We start from the raw sequence: 16,705 nt of genomic DNA, 5'->3' as shown, positions 1-16,705 counted from the left end.
TCTCCTCATCGCGCCAGCCAGCCGCCGTCCACGGGAACCACCGCGCCATGCATATAGTCGGACGCTGGCGCCAGCAGGAACACGGCGGCATCGCCTATGTCTTCCGGCCCGCCCCAACGTCCCGCCGGAATGCGCGCCAGGATGGCAGCACTGCGGTCGGGATCGGCGCGCAACGCCTCGGTGTTGTTGGTTTCGATATAGCCGGGCGCAATGGCGTTGACGTTGATGCCTTTTGCCGCCCATTCGCAGGCCAGCAGCCGGGTTATGCCGAGCGCGCCATGTTTCGACGCGGTATAGGACGCGACGCGGATGCCGCCCTGGAAACTCAGCACCGAGGCGATGTTGACGATCTTGCCGCGCCGCCTCGGGTCGGTCAGCACGCGCCTGGCAAAACCCTGGCTGAGAAAGAACAGCGTCTTCAGATTGACGTCGACGACGTCGTCCCAGTCGGTTTCCGAGAAATCGACCGCATCGGCGCGGCGGATGATGCCGGCATTGTTGACCAGCCCGTCGATCGGGCCGGTCTTCTCCCACACCTGGTCGAGCATGGCCTTGGCGGCAACATGATCGGCGAGATCGCACCGCACAGTCTCGAACTGGCCGCCGGCTTCCGCGACTTGTCTTTCCGTGTCGTCCATCGCCGAGCGGCCGACACCGATGACGGTGCCGCCGGCGCGCGCGATCGAGACCGCGATGCCCTGGCCGATGCCGGTGTTTGCGCCGGTGACCAGGACGCGCTTGCCGGCCAGGCTGAAGGAGGAAGGGCCGCTCAACGCAGTTCGCCCAGCGGCACCGGGTCGACATCGGTGTAGTCGACATTGTCGCCGGCCATCGCCCAGATGAAGGAATAATTCGAGGTGCCTGCCCCTGAATGGATCGACCAGCCGGGCGACAGCACTGCCTCCTCATTGGCCATGACGATGTGGCGGGTTTCGTCCGGCTCGCCCATGAAATGGAAGACGCGCGCCGTCTCCGGCAGGTCGAAATAGAGATAGGCCTCCATGCGCCGGTCATGCACATGGCAAGGCATGGTGTTCCACACCGAGCCCGGCGCCAGCTGCGTCATGCCGACGACCAGCTGGCAGGTCTTGACGCCATCGGCATGGATGAACTGGAAGATCGAGCGCTCATTGCAGGTTTCCTTGCTGCCGAGGTCGAGCCGCTTGGCGTCGCCGATGCGGATCAGCCGGTTCGGATAGGCGTGATGCGCCGGGGCGCTGAGCAGATAGAATTTGGCCGGCGCTGCCTTGTCGGCCGACGCGAACGCCACGTCGGTGCTGCCCATGCCTAGATAGAGCATGTCGCGCGCCTGCAACTGGTGGGTGTCGCCATCTGCCGTCACCGAGCCGGCGCCGCCGATGTTGACGATGATCAGCTCGCGGCGGTCGAGAAAATTCCTGGTCCCCGTTGGCTTGATCGCTTCCAGCGGCAGCGCTGTCCCTTCCGGCACGGCGCCGCCGACGATCATGCGGTCATAATGGGCATAGGTCAGGCTGACGCGTCCCGGCTGGAACAGGTCGTCAATATGGAAGTTGTGCCGCAGTTCGTCGGTGCCCATAGAAGCCGCGGCAACCGGGTCGATGGCGAAACGCGAGGTGAAATCGGTATGCGGGTGACTTTGAGACATTACTGCTCCGGCTGAAATGGTTATTCGGATGCCGTCGCCCTGACCGAGTCGGCATAAAAGACCTGGCGGGCGTGCAGGCGCTCGCGGTAGCGCTGCTGGCTGGCGGTGAGATGGGTGCGCATCGCCTCGCGCGCGGCTTCGGCGTCGCCTGACGTGATCGCATTCAGGATCACCAGATGCTCGCGCTGCAGCCCGCGCTGATAGCTGTCGGATTGCACAAGTTCCGTCGACCAGGGCGAGGTCACGTCGCAGGGAATGGCGCGGCGTCCGAGCACATCGAGCATCTCGACATAGAACGGGTTGTTGGTGGCGCTGGCGATTGCCCGGTGGAAGGCGAGATCGGCCGGACCGGTCGGCTCGCTGTTGAGAAGCAGCCGTTCGAATTCGAAGAACGCTTCCTGGATCGCTGCTTCCTGCGCGGCGTTGCGGCGAATGGCGGCGAGCCCGGCCGATTCGATTTCGACGGCCAGGCGCACTTCGAGCACATTGAGCGCGATGGAATCCTTGCTGCCCATGTCGGCGGCGAGCGCGCCGAACATCGTTGAGATGTGCTCGGTGACGAACACGCCTGCGCCCTGGCGCGCCTCGACCAGCCCGTCGGCGGCGAGCTTGGCCAGCGCTTCGCGGATGACGGTGCGGCTGACGCCGAAGGTCTCGGTCAGCTGGCCCTCGGTCGGCAATTTGTGGCCGGGCAGGATCTCGCCCGCCTGCAACTGCTTGCGGATCGCCGCAACGACGGTCTCCGACAGTTTGGGTTTTCTCTCGACCCTGAGATCAACAGCGCTATCCGATGCCATATCGCACCCCTGTTTGAAGACGCCTATTTGAACACGCTCGGCAACCAGAGCGAAATCGCCGGAATATAGGTCACCAGCCCCAGAACCAGGATGCCCGCGCCATAGAACGGCCAGATCGAGCGCATCGCTTCCCAGACCGTAATCTTGCCGACGGCACAGGCGACGAACTGCACCGTGCCGACCGGTGGCGTGTTGAGGCCAATGCCGAGATTGAGGATGGTGATGACGCCGAAATGCACGGGGTCGACGCCGTAATGGGTGACCAGCGGCAGGAAGATCGGCGTGCAGATGATGATCATCGGCCCCATGTCCATGAAGGTGCCGAGCAGCAGCATCAAGACGTTGAGCAGAAGCAGCACCACCAGCGGATCGGTGGAGATGGCGTTCATGCCTGCGATCAGCAACACCGGCACTTTGAGATAGGCCATCAGCCAGCTGAACGAGGCCGCCGTGCCGATGATCAGCAGCACCATTGAGGTCGTGCGCACCGCGCCCTTTGTGGCATGGACGAAATCGCCCCAGGCCATCGACCGGTAGACGAAGACGGTGACCAGCAAAGCGTAGATGATGGCGATGCAGGAGCTTTCCGTCGCCGTGAAAATGCCCGAGCGAACGCCGCCGAAGATGATCCCGATGAGCAGAAGTCCGGGGATGGCGATGACCGCCAGCTGGCCGACACGCGAGAAGCCGGGAAAAGCCTCGACCGGGTAGCCGCGGCTGCGGGCGACGAAATAGGCGGTGACCATCAGCGAAGCGGCGAACAGCAGACCAGGCAGGATACCGGCGGTGAACAGGTCGGCGATCGAAATCTTGCCGCCGCCGGCGATCGAATAGATGATCATGTTCTGCGACGGCGGCAGAAGCAGCGCGATCAGCGCCGCCATCGAGGTGACGTTGACGGCATAGTCGGCTCCGTAGCCGCGCGCTTTCATCTGCGGGATCATCAGCCCGCCGACGGCAGCGGCTTCCGCCACAGCCGAGCCGGAAATGCCGCCGAACAACGTCGCGGCGATGATGTTGACCTGACCGAGCCCACCGCGGACATGACCGACCAGCGAGCCGGCAAAGGAAACGATGCGCTGCGCGATGCCGCCGCGCACCATCAGGTCGCCGGCAAAGATGAAGAACGGGATCGCCATCAGCGAGAACGCCGACATGCCCGACTTCAATTGCTGGAACACCACCAGGGGCGGCAGGCCGAGATAAAGCACGGTGGCGAAGGACGCCGCACCCAGGCAAAAGGCGATCGGCGTGCCGGCAAACATCAAAAGCGTGAAGACGCCAAACAGGATCCAGAGTTCCATCTAGGCCTCCTGCACGGCCGGCATTTCCGGCACTTCTTCGAGATTGATATCCTTGTCGATGTCGGCGCCGGACCAGCGCAGCGCGATGCGTTCGGCCGAGAACAGGCAGATCAGAAAGCCGCCGGCAACCAGCGGCAGATAGTCGAAACCGCCGGGAAGTTCGAGCGCCGGGATGACAGTGTGCCAGGTCAGCCCGACCAGCTTGCAGCCGTACCAGACCATGCCGAAGCCGAAGCCGAACGCGATCAGGTCGGACAGGGTGCGCAGCGCCCATTTGCTGCCCTTGGGCAGGATATAGAGCAGCACGTCGAAGCCCATATGGTAATTCTCGCGCACGCCGACGGCAGCGCCCAGGAAGATGAACCAGTTCATCAGCATGATGGCGGTGACTTCGGTCCAGCTCGGTGACGCGTTGAGCACGAAGCGGGAAAACACCTGGTAGGCAACAAGCGCGGTCATGGCGACCATCCCGATGCCCGCGAGATAGAGCGCACCGTCGCAAATCTTCGAAAGCACCGCGCTGAAGCGCGGTGGCGCTCCGCTCCTGGCCGTTCCCGCAGTCATCCGATCCTCCCGGTCTTTCCGTCCCCTAAAAGCGATTGGCGGGGCGGCGCCATGCCGCCCCGCCAGAAAATCACTTGGTCGCCTGGATGCGCGTCGCGAGGTCCTTGAGCTCCGGCGTCTTCAGATACTTGTCGTAGACCGGCTTCATCGCATCGATCAGCGGCTGCTTGTCGATCTCGCTGACCTTGACGCCGGCCTTCTCGACGATCTCTCGCGACTTCTTCTCCTGCGCGTCCCACAATTCGCGCATCTTGACGACGCTATCCTTGGCCGCCTGCTTGACGATCGCCTGGTCTTCCGGCGTCAGTCTGTCCCAGCTCGATTTCGACATCACCAGCACTTCCGGCACGATCTGGTGCTGGTCGACGGTATAGTGCTTGGCGACTTCGTAGTGCTTGGCGGATTCGAAGCTGGGCCAGTTGTTCTCGGCGCCGTCGATGACGCCGGTTTCGAGCGCCGAATAGACCTCGCCATAGGCCATCGGCGTGGCGTTTGCGCCAAGCGCGTTGACCATGTCGACGAACACGTCGGACTGGATGACGCGGAACTTCATGCCTTTCAGATCGGCGATCGAGGTGATGTCCTTCTTGGTGTTGTAGAAGGAACGGGCGCCGGAATCGTAGAAGGCAAGGCCGACCAGATCATGCGTCTCGAAGGCCTTGAGGATCTCGTCGCCGATCGGCCCGTCCATGACATGGCGCATGTGCTCGACCGAACGGAACATGTAGGGCAGCGACGGCACCGCGGTTTCCGGCACGATGCCGTTGAACGGACCCATCGAGACGCGGTTCAGATCGATGACACCGGTCTGCGTCTGCTCGATCGTGTCTTTTTCCTCGCCGAGCTGCGCCGAATGATAGACCTCGACCGAATAGCGGCCGGCGGTGCGCTCCTTGATGAGCTCGCCGAGATATTTGACCGCCTCGACGGTCGGATACCCGTCCGGATGGGTGTCGGCCGAGCGCAGTACGGTCTGGGCGCCGGCAACGCCGATCATCAGCGAGCCGAAGGCGAATGTGGCTGCCATCAGTTTTGAAAAATGCAACATGACTGTCTTCCTCCCTTTTAAAATTCCACGCGCCCGGCTCACAGCCGGTACGCCTTCTTGGCAAGCGTGTAGGCAAGCTCCCGCGCCAGCTCATGCGCCTCGTCCTCACGCAGCCGGTGCTCGGCGACGAGACGGGCGAGAAAGGCGCAGTCAACCCGGCGCGCCACATCGTGACGGGCGGGAATCGACGGAAAGGCACGGGTGTCATCGTTGAAGCCGACGGTGTTGTAGAAGCCGGCGGTCTCGGTGGTCATCTCGCGGAACCGGCGCATGCCTTCCGGACTGTCGTGGAACCACCAGGCCGGCCCGAGCTTCAACGCCGGATAGACGCCGGCCAGCGGCGCCAGTTCGCGCGCGTAGCTGGTCTCGTCGAGCGTGAACAGAATGATGGAGAGGTCGCGCTCCAGCCCGACGCAGTCGAGCAAGGGTTTGAGCGCCGCGGCATAGTCGGTGCGGGTCGGAATATCGAAGCCTTTGTCGCGGCCGAATCTCTGAAGAATTCCGGGCGAATGGTTGCGCCATGAGCCGGGATGGATCTGCATGACCAGCCCGTCGTCGCGGCTCATCTTGGCCATCTCGGTCAGCATCTGGGCGCGAAACAGCTTGCGCTCGCGCTCGTCGTCCGAGCCGCGGCGGATGCGGTTGAACAGCTCTTCCGCCGCCGCATCGGAAAGATTGGCGGTCTCGGCCGTCGGATGGCCGTGGTCCGATGAGGTTGCGCCGAAGCTTTTGAAGAAAGCGCGGCGATTGCGATGCGCGTCGAGATAGCCGGCCCATGTGCCGGTGTCGCAGCCGGTGATCTCGCCCAGACGATCGAGATTGGCCGAAAATCCTTCGAAGTCGGGATCGACGACAGCATCCGGCCTGTAGGCAGTGATGACGCGGCCCTGCCAGCCGCTGTCGCGGATCGTCTTGTGCCATTGGAGATCGTCGAGTGCGCCCTCGGTCGTCGCGATGACCTCGATGTTGAAGCGCTCGAACAGCGCGCGTGGGCGATAATCGTCGCGCTGCAAAAGCGCCGCGATGGTGTCGTAATGGCGGCTAGCGGCGCTGGCGTTGAGCGGCTCTTCGATGCCGAACAGATGCTCGAGCACATGGTCGAGCCACAACCGCGTCGGCGTGCCGCGGAAGAGGTAATAGTGCTCGGCGAAGCGCCGCCAGATCGCCCTGGGATCGGTCTCGACCGGCGAGCCGTCGAGGGTCGGGACGCCGAGATCTTCCAGCCGCACGCCCTGGCTGAACAGCATACGGAAAATGTAGTGGTCGGGCACCACCAGCAATTGCGCGGGATCGGGGAATGGTTCGTTGAGCGCATACCAACGCGGATCGGTGTGGCCGTGCGGGCTGATGATCGGCAGGTCCTTGATGCCGGCATGGAGATCGCGCGCGATCGACAGCGCGCGCCCTGCGGCGGCAAAAAGCAGATCCGGATCGGTCAGTCCCGCCACGTCGTTCCTCCCAGGGGCGATATCGGTAGGATTGGAAAGAAATAATGTCAACATACAAAAACTGGATTGTTGTATGATGACTTTTAACCGGCGTCAGGTCATTGTGCAGCGGAAGAGCGGATGTTACGCCGCTAGCAGATCCCGCCCCGCACACCATCCAGCGACAAGCCGCGCCCAACAAGCCAAGCCATGACCAGCACACGCCTTTCCAACGCAACAGTGCAATCCTTGCCGGCCTCGGTCGCGGTCCCCCCCTATGATCGCGCCAGTGTCGCCCCAGGCATCGTCCATCTCGGCGTTGGAGCCTTCCACCGTGCCCATCAGGCCGCCTATGTCGATGACTGCCTAGCGGCCGGCGAGACCGGCTGGGGCATTGTCGGCGTCTCGCTGCGCAGCCCCGACACGCGCGATGCGCTGACGCCACAGGACGGGCTCTACACGCTGGCGGTGCGCGGCAGCGATGGCGAAGCGCTGCACATTATCGGCTCGATCCAGTCGATGCTGGTCGCGCCGGAAGACCCCGGCGCGGTGCTGGCCGCGCTGACCGACCCGCGCACCCGCATCGTCACCCTGACCATCACCGAAAAGGCCTATCTCAGGGCCGCCGACGGCAGCCTCGACGAAAACCATCCCGATATCGTCCACGATCTGGGCAATCCCGGATCTCCCAGGACAGCGCATGGATTCCTGGCGGAAGCGCTGGTGCGACGCCGGGCCGCCGGCACGCCGCCCTTCACCGTGCTTTGCTGCGACAACCTGCCGGCCAATGGCGCCACGCTGCACCGGCTGCTGGTCGGGTTTGCAAAACTGCGCGATGCCGGCGCTGCTGCTTCAGGCGACGCTGCCCTCGCCGGTCATATAGCCGATGACGTTGCATTCCCATCGAGCATGGTCGACCGCATCGTGCCGGCAACCACCGATGCCGACCGGGCGCGCATCGCGGTCGAACTCGGCCTCGAGGACGCCTGGCCGGTGATGACCGAGCCATTCCGGCAATGGGTGATTGAGGACAGGTTTCCAGCCGGACGGCCGGCCTGGGAGAAATTCGGCGTCACCATGGTCGAGGATGTCCGGCCGTTCGAGGACATGAAGCTTCGGCTGCTCAATGGCGCCCATTCGGGCATCGCCTATATCGGCCTGCTCAGCGGCCACGTCACGGTCGACCGCGCCTTCGCGGATCCCGCGATCCGCGCGTTCGTCGACCGGCTCTGGGCCGAGGCCATCCCGACCTTGCCTGGGGATGCCGGGCTCGACACCTCAGCCTATACGGCCGAACTTGCCGAACGTTTCTCCAACACAGCGCTGGCCCACCGCACGGCGCAGATCGCCAATGACGGCAGCCAGAAATTGCCGCAACGCATTGTCGCTACCGCCATCGAGCGCATCCAGGCCGGCCTGGTCCCGGAGCATCTGACGCTGGTGATGGCCGCCTGGATCGCCGCCTGCGAGGCGCGCGGCAAGGACCTGCCGGAAGCCCACTTTACCGATCCGCTCGACGCGGCGCTGGCGGCGCTCGACGAACGACGGATGCTGGAACGAGTAGCGGCGGTGTTCGACTGGGCCGGCTTCGCCAGCGGCAAGCCCGAGCGGCAGACGCTGATCGAACTGGTCGCCGCTCATCGCGAGCATATCCTGCAAGGCGGGATCGTGCTTGCGCTCTCAGCGCTCGGCATACCGGAGCCGACAAACGTAGGCTGAAGCTGGTCCGGAACCGCCCATTTCAAGCCTATTGTCCCGCCGGAGCGTCCAGCCTCTGCCGCGACGAATACTCCGTGCCTTGCGAATTCCAGAACAGTCGCACTGCCTTGCCGACCAGGTTTTCGGCAGGAACGAAGCCGACACTGAGCCGGCTATCGGAGGAATTATCCCTGTTGTCGCCAAGCACGAAATAGTGGCCTTCGGGCACGTCGAACACCCGCGTGTTGTCGGTTATTGAATTGTCCGTAAGACTGATGACGGAATAGGAAACGCCGTTGGGGAGGGTTTCACGTTGCAGTCTGGCGCTTTGGGGAGAGTCCTCGGAGCTGTACGGACCAACATCCTCGAGTTTGACCGCCACACCATTGATGCGAAGGATTCCGTCGACCATCTGGATTTTGTCGCCCGGCAGTCCAACGACCCGCTTGACGTAGTCGATGCTCGGATCCGCTGGAAATTTGAACACCACAATATCTCCGCGCTTCGGCTCGGCGGCAAAGATCCGGCCTTCGAAGGGCAGCAGCCCAAGAGGAACACTGTAGCGGCTGTAACCATAGGCAAACTTCGAGACGAAGAAATAGTCGCCGAGTTCCAGCGTTGGTGTCATGCTGCCTGCCGGGGTCGAAAACGGCTGGAAGAGGAATGTGCGGATCGCTAACGCGGCTCCGTAGGAGGTCAGCACGGCCAACAGCAGCACCGAAAGGCCGTGTGAATACCACCGGTTCGGTCTGTATCGTGACGCGAAAGGCACGACGAGCGCTACCCACAGGACCATGAGACCTAAACTGGAGAGATCCACCAGCCAGGCGAGATCGACCCCCGGCAGAACCGGGAATCCCACATATGTCAGCGCAATGCTTATGGCGCTGATCACCACCAGGCTGGCAACCGCCGGCCGGCCGGCGCCGATCCAAAGGAACCCGCCGAACGGACCGCCAAAGGCCGCGATCAGCGCCGTCGTCCACCGGGATCGCGAGGCCGCTTCCGGTTGCGTTGTCTGTTCCGTCATCGGCCACCCCAAATCGATAGACAGCCGGATTGTCGAACAACCAGAAAGCAGGGGCAAGCCCCGATCCGACTGTACCGCCGCAGCCAAATCGCGGTTCCGCCGGCGCCATCGCCTAATACAAGCTCATCTCGCCCTGACTGGCAGCCGGCATGCCGCCACCCGATCTGATCATGCTGGCTGCCCGCCCTGAAATCCCGCCAAGGCCCTGCGCCTATGCGAGACGATCCAGGATGGCGGCCGCAACAAAAAAGCCGGGCTGAGCCCGGCCTTTTCTTCAAGTCATTCTGCGGCTTACGCCGGCAGCAGCGCGCCTTCGAGCGTGGTAAGCTGGCTAAGGAACTGCTCCGCCTTGCTGCGGCTCTGGTCGTCCTTGGCGTCGGCGGCGTCTTCCTTGGCTTCCTGGATGCGGCGGGCGAGATCGGCGCGGTCGATATCGCCGACGGCGACCGCCGATTCGGCGAGCAGCGTGCAGCCGGCAGGGACGATGTCGGCAAAGCCGCCGAACACCACATAGCGCTCTTCCTTGCCGCCGGCGGTCTTCAGCGTGACGACGCCCGGCTTGATCGTGGTCATGACTGGCGCATGGTGCGCCATGACTGTCATTTCACCTTCGGCGCCTGGAATGACGACGGACTCGACCTGCTCGGAAACCAGGAGGCGCTCCGGCGAGACCAGTTCGAACTTGAAAGCTTCAGCCATGTCAATTTAGTGAGTAGGGAATAGTGAGTAGGGAGTAGGGAGAGGACAGCTGTCCTGATCACCCGGCCGCTATTCACTACTGACTACTGACTACTCCCTATTGCCTTGATTACGCTGCTTCAGCCGCCAGGCGCTGAGCCTTCTCGACCGCTTCGTCGATGCCGCCGACCATGTAGAAGGCGGCTTCCGGCAGGTGATCGTAGTCGCCGTTGCAGAGGCCCTTGAAGCCCTTGATTGTGTCGGCGAGGTCGACCAGCTTGCCCGGCGCACCCGTAAACACTTCGGCGACGAAGAACGGCTGCGACAGGAAGCGCTCGATCTTGCGGGCGCGGGCCACCGTCTGCTTGTCCTCTTCCGACAGCTCATCCATGCCAAGGATGGCGATAATGTCCTGCAGCGACTTGTAGCGCTGGAGGATCGACTGCACCTGGCGGGCGACGGCATAGTGCTCCTCGCCGACGACCAGCGGATCGAGCATGCGCGAGGTCGAGTCGAGCGGATCGACGGCGGGGTAGATGCCCTTTTCCGAGATCGCGCGGTTGAGCACGGTCGTCGCGTCCAGGTGGGCGAACGAGGTCGCAGGCGCCGGGTCGGTCAAATCGTCGGCCGGCACGTAGATCGCCTGCACCGAAGTGATCGAACCCTTGGTCGTTGTGGTGATGCGTTCCTGCAGCGCACCCATGTCGGTGGCCAGCGTTGGCTGGTAACCCACGGCCGAAGGAATACGGCCGAGCAGCGCCGACACTTCAGAACCGGCCTGCGTGAAGCGGAAGATGTTGTCGACGAAGAACAGCACGTCCTGGCCCTGGTCGCGGAAATATTCGGCGACCGTCAGGCCGGTCAGGCCGACGCGGGCACGCGCGCCCGGCGGCTCGTTCATCTGGCCATAGACCAGTGCCGCCTTGGAGCCTTCGCCGCCGCCCTTCTTGTTGACGCCGGACTCGATGAACTCGTGATAAAGATCGTTGCCCTCGCGGGTGCGCTCGCCGACGCCGGCGAAGACCGAGAAGCCGCCATGCGCCTTGGCGACGTTGTTGATCAGCTCCTGGATCAGAACCGTCTTGCCGACGCCGGCGCCGCCGAACAGGCCGATCTTGCCTCCGCGGGCGTAGGGCGCCAGAAGGTCGAGCACCTTGATGCCGGTGATCAGGATCTGCGCTTCCGTCGACTGTTCGACATAGGTAGGCGCCGGCTGGTGGATGGCGCGCATCTCGATGCCGTCGACCGGGCCTTCTTCGTCGACCGGCTCGCCGATGACGTTGATGATGCGGCCGAGCATGCCCGGGCCGACCGGAACGGTGATCGGCGCGCCGGTGTCATAGACGTCCTGGCCGCGAACCAGGCCTTCGGTGGAATCCATGGCGATGCAGCGCACGGTGTTTTCGCCCAGATGCTGGGCAACTTCGAGCACCAGGCGGTTGCCGACATTGGAGGTTTCGATGGCGTTCAAAATGGCCGGCAGATGATCGCCGAACTGCACGTCGACGACGGCGCCGATGACCTGGCGAACCTTGCCGATGGCGCCGGTCTTCTTGACGGCAACGCTCGTCGTCTTCGCTGCCGGGGCCGCGGCCTTGGCGGGCGCGGCCGCCTTCTTGGCCGGAGCGGCCTTCGCCGCTGCTGCCGGAGCCTTTGCGGCCGCTTTGGGGGCCGTCTTCGCGGGGGTCGCTGCTTTCGCCATCGTCTTTACCCTTCTCGTCCTTTGTTTCTCACGCTCCATCAGAAGGTCGATGACCTCCTGGCGGTCGCGCCTAGAGCGCTTCGGCGCCCGAAATGATTTCGATCAGTTCCTTGGTGATCTGCGCCTGCCGCTGGCGGTTATAGGTGATCGACAGTTTGTTGATCATGTCGCCGGCATTGCGCGTTGCATTGTCCATGGCGCTCATTTTGGCGCCCATCTCGCCGGCTGCGTTTTCGAGCAGCGCGCGGAAGACCTGGACCGAGATGTTGCGCGGAATGAGGTCGGTGAGGATCTCGCCCGGCTCCGGCTCGTATTCGTAGACGGCATTGCCACCGGCGGTCGCTTCGGCGGGAGCCGAAGCCACGCCGGCAGGAATGATCTGCTGCGCGGTCGGAATCTGGCTGATCACCGACTTGAACTGCGAATAAAACAGCGTGCAGATATCGAAGCCGCCTTCGCCGAACAGATGGATGATCTTACGGGCGATCGCATCGGCATTGACGAAGCCGAGCTTCTTGACATCGCGTAGGTCGACGCGGTCGATAATCAGCGAGGCATAGTCTCGGCGCAGAATGTCGAAACCCTTCTTGCCGACGCAGATGATCTTGACCTGCTTGCCGTCGGCCAGAAGCCGGCGGATATGGTCGCGGGCCAGACGTGCGATCTGCGAGTTGAAGCCGCCGCACAGGCCGCGCTCGGCCGTGCAGACGACGAGCAGATGCACATCGTCCTTGCCGGTGCCGGTCATCAGCGCCGGGGCATCGCCGCCGCCGCCGATCGCCTGCGTGATATTGGCCAGCACCGCACCCATCCGCTCGGAATAGGGACGCGCCGCCTCCGCTGCTTCCTGCGCGCGACGCAGCTTCGCCGCGGCGACCATCTGCATCGCCTTGGTGATCTTCTGCGTCGCCTTGACCGAGGCGATACGGTTACGAAGGTCTTTTAATGAAGGCATGCTTCAAACCTGATCCCGAGCGTCCGGCTTCTTCTCAAGCGAAGGTCTTGGCGAAGGCGTCGATCTCGGCCTTCAGCTTGGCGCGCAGATCGTCCGACAGCGCCTTTTCCTTGCGGATGCCGTCCAGCACGTCCTTGCCGGCCGAGCGCATATGGCTGAGCAGGCCGTGCTCGAACTTGCCGACCTGGTTCAGCGCCAGCTTGTCGAGATAGCCGTTGACGCCGGCGAAGATCACCGTGACCTGCTCCTCGACCTTGAGCGGCGAGAACTGCGGCTGCTTCAACAGTTCGGTCAGGCGCGAGCCGCGGTTGAGCAGGCGCTGCGTGGCGGCGTCGAGATCGGAGCCGAACTGCGCGAACGCAGCCATTTCGCGGTACTGCGCGAGCTCGCCCTTGATCGAGCCGGCGACCTGCTTCATCGCCTTGATTTGCGCCGACGAACCGACGCGCGAGACCGACAGGCCGACGTTGACCGCCGGACGGATGCCCTGGAAGAACAGGTTGGTTTCGAGGAAGATCTGGCCGTCGGTGATCGAGATCACGTTGGTCGGGATGTAGGCCGACACGTCGTTGGCCTGCGTCTCGATGATCGGCAGCGCGGTCAGCGAACCGCCGCCCAGATCGTCGTTGAGCTTGGCGGCGCGCTCGAGCAGGCGCGAATGCAGGTAGAACACGTCGCCCGGATAGGCTTCGCGACCCGGCGGGCGGCGCAGCAAGAGCGACATCTGGCGATAGGCGACGGCCTGCTTCGACAGATCGTCATAGCTGATCAGCGCATGCATGCCGTTGTCGCGGAAATATTCGCCCATGGTGGCGCCGGTGAACGGCGCCAGGAACTGCATCGGCGCCGGATCGGAAGCTGTGGCGGCGACGATGATCGAATATTCAAGGGCGCCGCGCTCTTCGAGAACCTTCACGAACTGCGCGACCGTCGAGCGCTTCTGCCCGATGGCGACGTAGACGCAGTAGAGCTTTTCCTTTTCCGGCCCGTTGTCGTGCACGGCCTTCTGGTTGAGCATCGTGTCGAGGATGATCGCGGTCTTGCCGGTCTGGCGATCGCCGATGACCAGCTCGCGCTGGCCGCGGCCAACGGGGATCAGCGCATCGATGGCCTTGAGGCCGGTCGACATCGGCTCGTTGACCGACTTGCGCGGGATGATGCCTGGCGCCTTGACGTCGACGCGCTTGCGTTCGGTCGCCTTGATCGGGCCCTTGCCGTCGATCGGATTCCCGAGCGCGTCGACGACGCGGCCGAGCAGGCCCATGCCGACAGGCGTATCGACGATGGCGCCGGTGCGTTTGACGATGTCGCCTTCCTTGATGTCGCGGTCGGCGCCGAAGATGACGACGCCGACATTGTCGGCTTCGAGGTTGAGCGCCATGCCGCGGATGCCGCCGGGGAATTCGACCATTTCGCCGGCCTGGACATTGTCGAGGCCGTAGACGCGAGCGATACCGTCACCGACGGACAGCACCTGGCCGACTTCGGAGACCTCGGCCTCCTTGCCGAAATTCTTGATCTGGTCTTTGAGAATTGCGGAAATTTCCGCGGCGCGGATGTCCATCAGCCGACCTCTTTCAGTGCAAGCTTGAGCGAATTGAGTTTGGTTTTGAGCGACGTATCGATCTGGCGCGAGCCCATCTTGACCACCAGCCCGCCGAGCAGCGACGGATCGACGGTAACAGTGATGGCCACGTCCTTGCCGGCGACGCCTTTCAGCGCGGCCTTGAGTTCGGTCTGCTGGGCAGCCGTCAGTTCATGCGCCGAAGTGACCTCGGCTGATGTCTCACCGCGCTGTTCGGCGGCGATCTTGCGAAAAGCCTTGATCATGCCGGGCACCGCGAAGAGCCGGCGGTTGCGGGCGACGACGCGCAGGAAATTGCCGGTCAGGCCGGTGATGCCGGCCTTGTCGGCGATCGACGCGATTGCCTTGGCCTGGTCCTCGCTGGAGAACACCGGGCTGTTGATGAGGCGCGTCAGGTCGGCGCTGTCATCCAGCATCCTGGCGAAACTGTCGAGGTCGGCCTCGACCTTGGCCACCGAATTCGACTGCCGCGCAAGTTCGAACAGCGAACCCGCGTAGCGTTCTGCGACACCCGAGATTGGCGATGACGATTGAGCCACGGACCGTCTTTTCTCTTGTCTGAGGGGCCGCAGATTGTTGGCGCGAGCAAAAACTCTGGCTAAATCTTTGACCTTACTAAGTTTTTCCAAGCACGGAGGCGCGGCTTCCGCTATCCCCGGCCGAAAGTCGATTGCCGTCTAGCACAGGCATTTTAAGACCGCAATGCGTCGTCCCGCATGCTTTTCGGGCACTATTGTCGCATCCGGCCGCAGAGTTCAACCGAAGCCTTTGGATTGGCTGCCGATTCAGGGCAGAAAGCCGAAGACGAAGGCAAGCGGCAACGCGGCCAGGACGAGTTCGACGACGATCGACGCCCAGTTGAAAGGCGTGTTGGCGCCGTCCGACATCATCGACAGCAAACGGCCAAAAGCGGTGAACAGCCAGGAAAAGCCGAGTGCCATATAGAGCCACGGCTGCGCCAACAGAATGCAGCACAGGCTGACGCCGAGATAGAAGCCCGACATCCGGCCGCGCCCTTCCGCGATTGCCGCTGCCCTTTCGGGCCGGACCTGCAGCCGCAGAATCCGAAATGCCAGCCCTGGCGCGAGGAAAAACAGCAGACCGAGCGCCAAGGTGACGACGGCGCTGGACCAAGCCAGCCATTCGCCCTGGCTGGTCGGCCACGGAAACGCAAATTCCATCTTGCTTTCATCCCCTCACAGCAATGCCGGATGTATTGAATGTCGCTGCAAAAAGAAGTCAAGCGCGCGGCAGTTTTGGCACGCAATTCGTGAAGGAGCGGAAGGCTGTTTAGGCCGCGCGCGCGTCCGGCCAGCATCGTGGCCAACCTGTATTGTCAGGCGATGCCTCACTCCTATCTGCAGGACCGGTTTTGCACAGCCAAAGGCCCCGACACCGATCGCCTTTATTTCCTGACCGGGCACCTCAATCTGGCCGGCACGGAAGCAGATCGATGGAAGCTGAAAGTGGTCGGCAGCGGCAATGTCGCCGCGGCTGCCCAGCCCTGATCCTTGTTTTGACCCTTCAGGGCAGCATGAATGCGACCGCCGCCTCAGCATGGATGCGCGTGGTGTCGAACACCGGAATGTCGAAATCGCGCTCGCCAATCAGCATGGTGATCTCGGTGCAACCCATGATGACGCCGTCGATCTCTTCATCGCGCCGCAAGCGGGCGACTTCATCGACATAGGCCGCCTTCGATGCCGCGCTGACGATGCCTTGGCAGAGCTCGTCGTAGATTACCTGGTGCACCATGTCGCGCCCGGCCTGGTCCGGCACCACGGGCTGCAGCCCGTATTTCTCCGTCAGCCGGCCCTTGTAGAAATCCTGCTCCATGGTGAAGCGGGTCGCCAGCAGCGCCGGCCGCTTGACGCCGGCGCCCTTGACCGCGACGGCCGTGGCGTCGGCAATGTGAATAAGCGGGATCGACACCGCCGCCTGCACCCGGTCGGCGAGCTTGTGCATGGTGTTGGTGCAGATCAAAAGCCCCTTTGCGCCGCCCGCCTCCAGCTTGCGCGCCGCATCCGCCAGCAGCACGCCCGCACTGTCCCAGTCGCCATGATGCTGCCGGTCGGCGATTTCGGCGAAGTCGAAGGAATAGAGCAACAGCTTTGCCGAATGCAGCCCGCTCAGCCGCTCGCGCACGATCTCGTTGAGCAGGCGATAATAGATCGCCGTCGATTCCCAGCTCATGCCGCCGATGAGGCCAAGGGTTTTCATGCGCTGAGCCTCCAGCAGGACCGAACGATCTGTCTCACAGAAAAGCTTTACGGGTCGATGTCAACCTTAA

General features: G+C 63.3%; 17 protein-coding genes. 2 read left to right on the top strand and 15 right to left on the bottom strand.

Translation table 11 applies throughout. The features are described 5' to 3' along the window. Window positions 1-5 precede the first annotated feature (5 nt). From kduD to uxaC, 7 genes are all read right to left on the bottom strand, one after another. Window positions 6-773, bottom strand: coding sequence for a 2-dehydro-3-deoxy-D-gluconate 5-dehydrogenase KduD (gene kduD / locus NKI15_RS17965; protein WP_023704936.1), 768 nt, complete (start codon window positions 771-773; stop codon window positions 6-8). Further along, window positions 770-1,627, bottom strand: a complete 858-nt coding sequence (kduI, locus tag NKI15_RS17960; RefSeq protein WP_023704937.1) for a 5-dehydro-4-deoxy-D-glucuronate isomerase — start codon at window positions 1,625-1,627, stop codon at window positions 770-772. The genes kduD and kduI overlap by 4 nt, the downstream gene beginning before the upstream one ends. A gap of 20 nt (window positions 1,628-1,647) precedes the next feature. Next, window positions 1,648-2,424, bottom strand: a complete 777-nt coding sequence (locus tag NKI15_RS17955; protein ID WP_023684107.1) for a FadR/GntR family transcriptional regulator — start codon at window positions 2,422-2,424, stop codon at window positions 1,648-1,650. A 23-nt stretch (window positions 2,425-2,447) separates the two neighbouring features. Next, window positions 2,448-3,728 carry a TRAP transporter large permease gene (locus NKI15_RS17950; RefSeq protein ID WP_023704938.1) on the bottom strand — a complete coding sequence of 427 codons (1,281 nt, stop codon included), beginning with the start codon at window positions 3,726-3,728 and terminating at the stop codon, window positions 2,448-2,450. Next, window positions 3,729-4,292, bottom strand: a complete 564-nt coding sequence (locus NKI15_RS17945) for a TRAP transporter small permease (protein ID WP_023668678.1) — start codon at window positions 4,290-4,292, stop codon at window positions 3,729-3,731. It abuts the gene before it with no gap. 70 nt (window positions 4,293-4,362) lie between these two features. Further along, window positions 4,363-5,340 (bottom strand): TRAP transporter substrate-binding protein, encoded by a 978-nt coding sequence (locus NKI15_RS17940; protein WP_023684104.1) that lies wholly within the window; start codon window positions 5,338-5,340, stop codon window positions 4,363-4,365. Between the two features lie 38 nt (window positions 5,341-5,378). Then, window positions 5,379-6,788 (bottom strand): glucuronate isomerase, encoded by a 1,410-nt coding sequence (gene uxaC / locus NKI15_RS17935; RefSeq protein WP_352514882.1) that lies wholly within the window; start codon window positions 6,786-6,788, stop codon window positions 5,379-5,381. 189 nt (window positions 6,789-6,977) lie between these two features. Here uxaC and NKI15_RS17930 point away from each other — a divergent pair, with 189 nt between their 5' ends. Further along, window positions 6,978-8,486, top strand: coding sequence for a mannitol dehydrogenase family protein (locus tag NKI15_RS17930; protein WP_023668676.1), 1,509 nt, complete (start codon window positions 6,978-6,980; stop codon window positions 8,484-8,486). Between the two features lie 28 nt (window positions 8,487-8,514). On the opposite strand, the gene lepB is transcribed toward NKI15_RS17930, so the two are convergent. The 7 genes from lepB to NKI15_RS17895 form a co-directional block, all read right to left on the bottom strand. After that, window positions 8,515-9,261, bottom strand: a complete 747-nt coding sequence (gene lepB, locus NKI15_RS17925; protein WP_032892998.1) for a signal peptidase I — start codon at window positions 9,259-9,261, stop codon at window positions 8,515-8,517. Window positions 9,262-9,786: 525 nt separating this feature from the next. Beyond that, entirely contained in the window at window positions 9,787-10,194 is a 408-nt protein-coding gene (locus NKI15_RS17920) for a F0F1 ATP synthase subunit epsilon (RefSeq protein WP_023668674.1), read from the bottom strand. Window positions 10,195-10,303: 109 nt separating this feature from the next. Further along, complete coding sequence (atpD, locus tag NKI15_RS17915) at window positions 10,304-11,875, bottom strand: F0F1 ATP synthase subunit beta (protein ID WP_023668673.1); 1,572 nt, start codon at window positions 11,873-11,875, stop codon at window positions 10,304-10,306. A gap of 70 nt (window positions 11,876-11,945) precedes the next feature. Further along, window positions 11,946-12,830 (bottom strand): F0F1 ATP synthase subunit gamma, encoded by an 885-nt coding sequence (locus tag NKI15_RS17910; RefSeq protein ID WP_023668672.1) that lies wholly within the window; start codon window positions 12,828-12,830, stop codon window positions 11,946-11,948. 34 nt (window positions 12,831-12,864) lie between these two features. Beyond that, window positions 12,865-14,394 carry a F0F1 ATP synthase subunit alpha gene (atpA, locus tag NKI15_RS17905; RefSeq protein ID WP_023684101.1) on the bottom strand — a complete coding sequence of 510 codons (1,530 nt, stop codon included), beginning with the start codon at window positions 14,392-14,394 and terminating at the stop codon, window positions 12,865-12,867. Further along, window positions 14,394-14,954, bottom strand: a complete 561-nt coding sequence (locus tag NKI15_RS17900) for a F0F1 ATP synthase subunit delta (RefSeq protein ID WP_023688887.1) — start codon at window positions 14,952-14,954, stop codon at window positions 14,394-14,396. The genes atpA and NKI15_RS17900 overlap by 1 nt, the downstream gene beginning before the upstream one ends. Window positions 14,955-15,200: 246 nt before the next feature. Then, on the bottom strand, window positions 15,201-15,596 hold the full coding sequence (locus NKI15_RS17895) for an AGROH133_08824 family phage infection protein (RefSeq protein ID WP_023684099.1): 396 nt from the start codon (window positions 15,594-15,596) through the stop codon (window positions 15,201-15,203). A 138-nt stretch (window positions 15,597-15,734) separates the two neighbouring features. Between NKI15_RS17895 and NKI15_RS17890 the strand changes: the two genes are divergently transcribed. Then, a complete protein-coding gene (locus NKI15_RS17890; protein ID WP_352886470.1) occupies window positions 15,735-15,923 on the top strand; it encodes a hypothetical protein in 189 nt (62 codons plus the stop codon). Between the two features lie 16 nt (window positions 15,924-15,939). Here NKI15_RS17890 and NKI15_RS17885 read toward each other — a convergent pair whose 3' ends face one another. Beyond that, window positions 15,940-16,635, bottom strand: coding sequence for an aspartate/glutamate racemase family protein (locus NKI15_RS17885; RefSeq protein WP_352514884.1), 696 nt, complete (start codon window positions 16,633-16,635; stop codon window positions 15,940-15,942). Between the last annotated feature and the right edge of the window lie 70 nt (window positions 16,636-16,705).

The organism is Mesorhizobium sp. M0862 (genome assembly GCF_040319795.1).
In the GTDB taxonomy this organism is placed as follows: Bacteria; Pseudomonadota; Alphaproteobacteria; order Rhizobiales; family Rhizobiaceae; genus Mesorhizobium.
Note: the sequence above shows the minus strand (reverse complement) of the source record. Positions and strands in the feature narration are given on the sequence as shown.

Excerpts from the sequence above, each read along its gene's own strand:
- NKI15_RS17930 (WP_023668676.1), top strand. The coding sequence starts at position 6,978 with ATGACCAGCACACGCCTTTCCAACGCAACAGTGCAATCCTTGCCGGCC.
- lepB (WP_032892998.1), bottom strand. The coding sequence starts at position 9,261 with ATGGTCCTGTGGGTAGCGCTCGTCGTGCCTTTCGCGTCACGATACAGA.
- NKI15_RS17910 (WP_023668672.1), bottom strand. The coding sequence starts at position 12,830 with ATGCCTTCATTAAAAGACCTTCGTAACCGTATCGCCTCGGTCAAGGCG.
- NKI15_RS17945 (WP_023668678.1), bottom strand. The coding sequence starts at position 4,292 with ATGACTGCGGGAACGGCCAGGAGCGGAGCGCCACCGCGCTTCAGCGCG.
- NKI15_RS17920 (WP_023668674.1), bottom strand. The coding sequence starts at position 10,194 with ATGGCTGAAGCTTTCAAGTTCGAACTGGTCTCGCCGGAGCGCCTCCTG.
- NKI15_RS17950 (WP_023704938.1), bottom strand. The coding sequence starts at position 3,728 with ATGGAACTCTGGATCCTGTTTGGCGTCTTCACGCTTTTGATGTTTGCC.
- kduI (WP_023704937.1), bottom strand. The coding sequence starts at position 1,627 with ATGTCTCAAAGTCACCCGCATACCGATTTCACCTCGCGTTTCGCCATC.
- atpA (WP_023684101.1), bottom strand. The coding sequence starts at position 14,394 with ATGGACATCCGCGCCGCGGAAATTTCCGCAATTCTCAAAGACCAGATC.
- NKI15_RS17895 (WP_023684099.1), bottom strand. The coding sequence starts at position 15,596 with ATGGAATTTGCGTTTCCGTGGCCGACCAGCCAGGGCGAATGGCTGGCT.
- NKI15_RS17955 (WP_023684107.1), bottom strand. The coding sequence starts at position 2,424 with ATGGCATCGGATAGCGCTGTTGATCTCAGGGTCGAGAGAAAACCCAAA.
- NKI15_RS17885 (WP_352514884.1), bottom strand. The coding sequence starts at position 16,635 with ATGAAAACCCTTGGCCTCATCGGCGGCATGAGCTGGGAATCGACGGCG.
- NKI15_RS17940 (WP_023684104.1), bottom strand. The coding sequence starts at position 5,340 with ATGTTGCATTTTTCAAAACTGATGGCAGCCACATTCGCCTTCGGCTCG.
- atpD (WP_023668673.1), bottom strand. The coding sequence starts at position 11,875 with ATGGCGAAAGCAGCGACCCCCGCGAAGACGGCCCCCAAAGCGGCCGCA.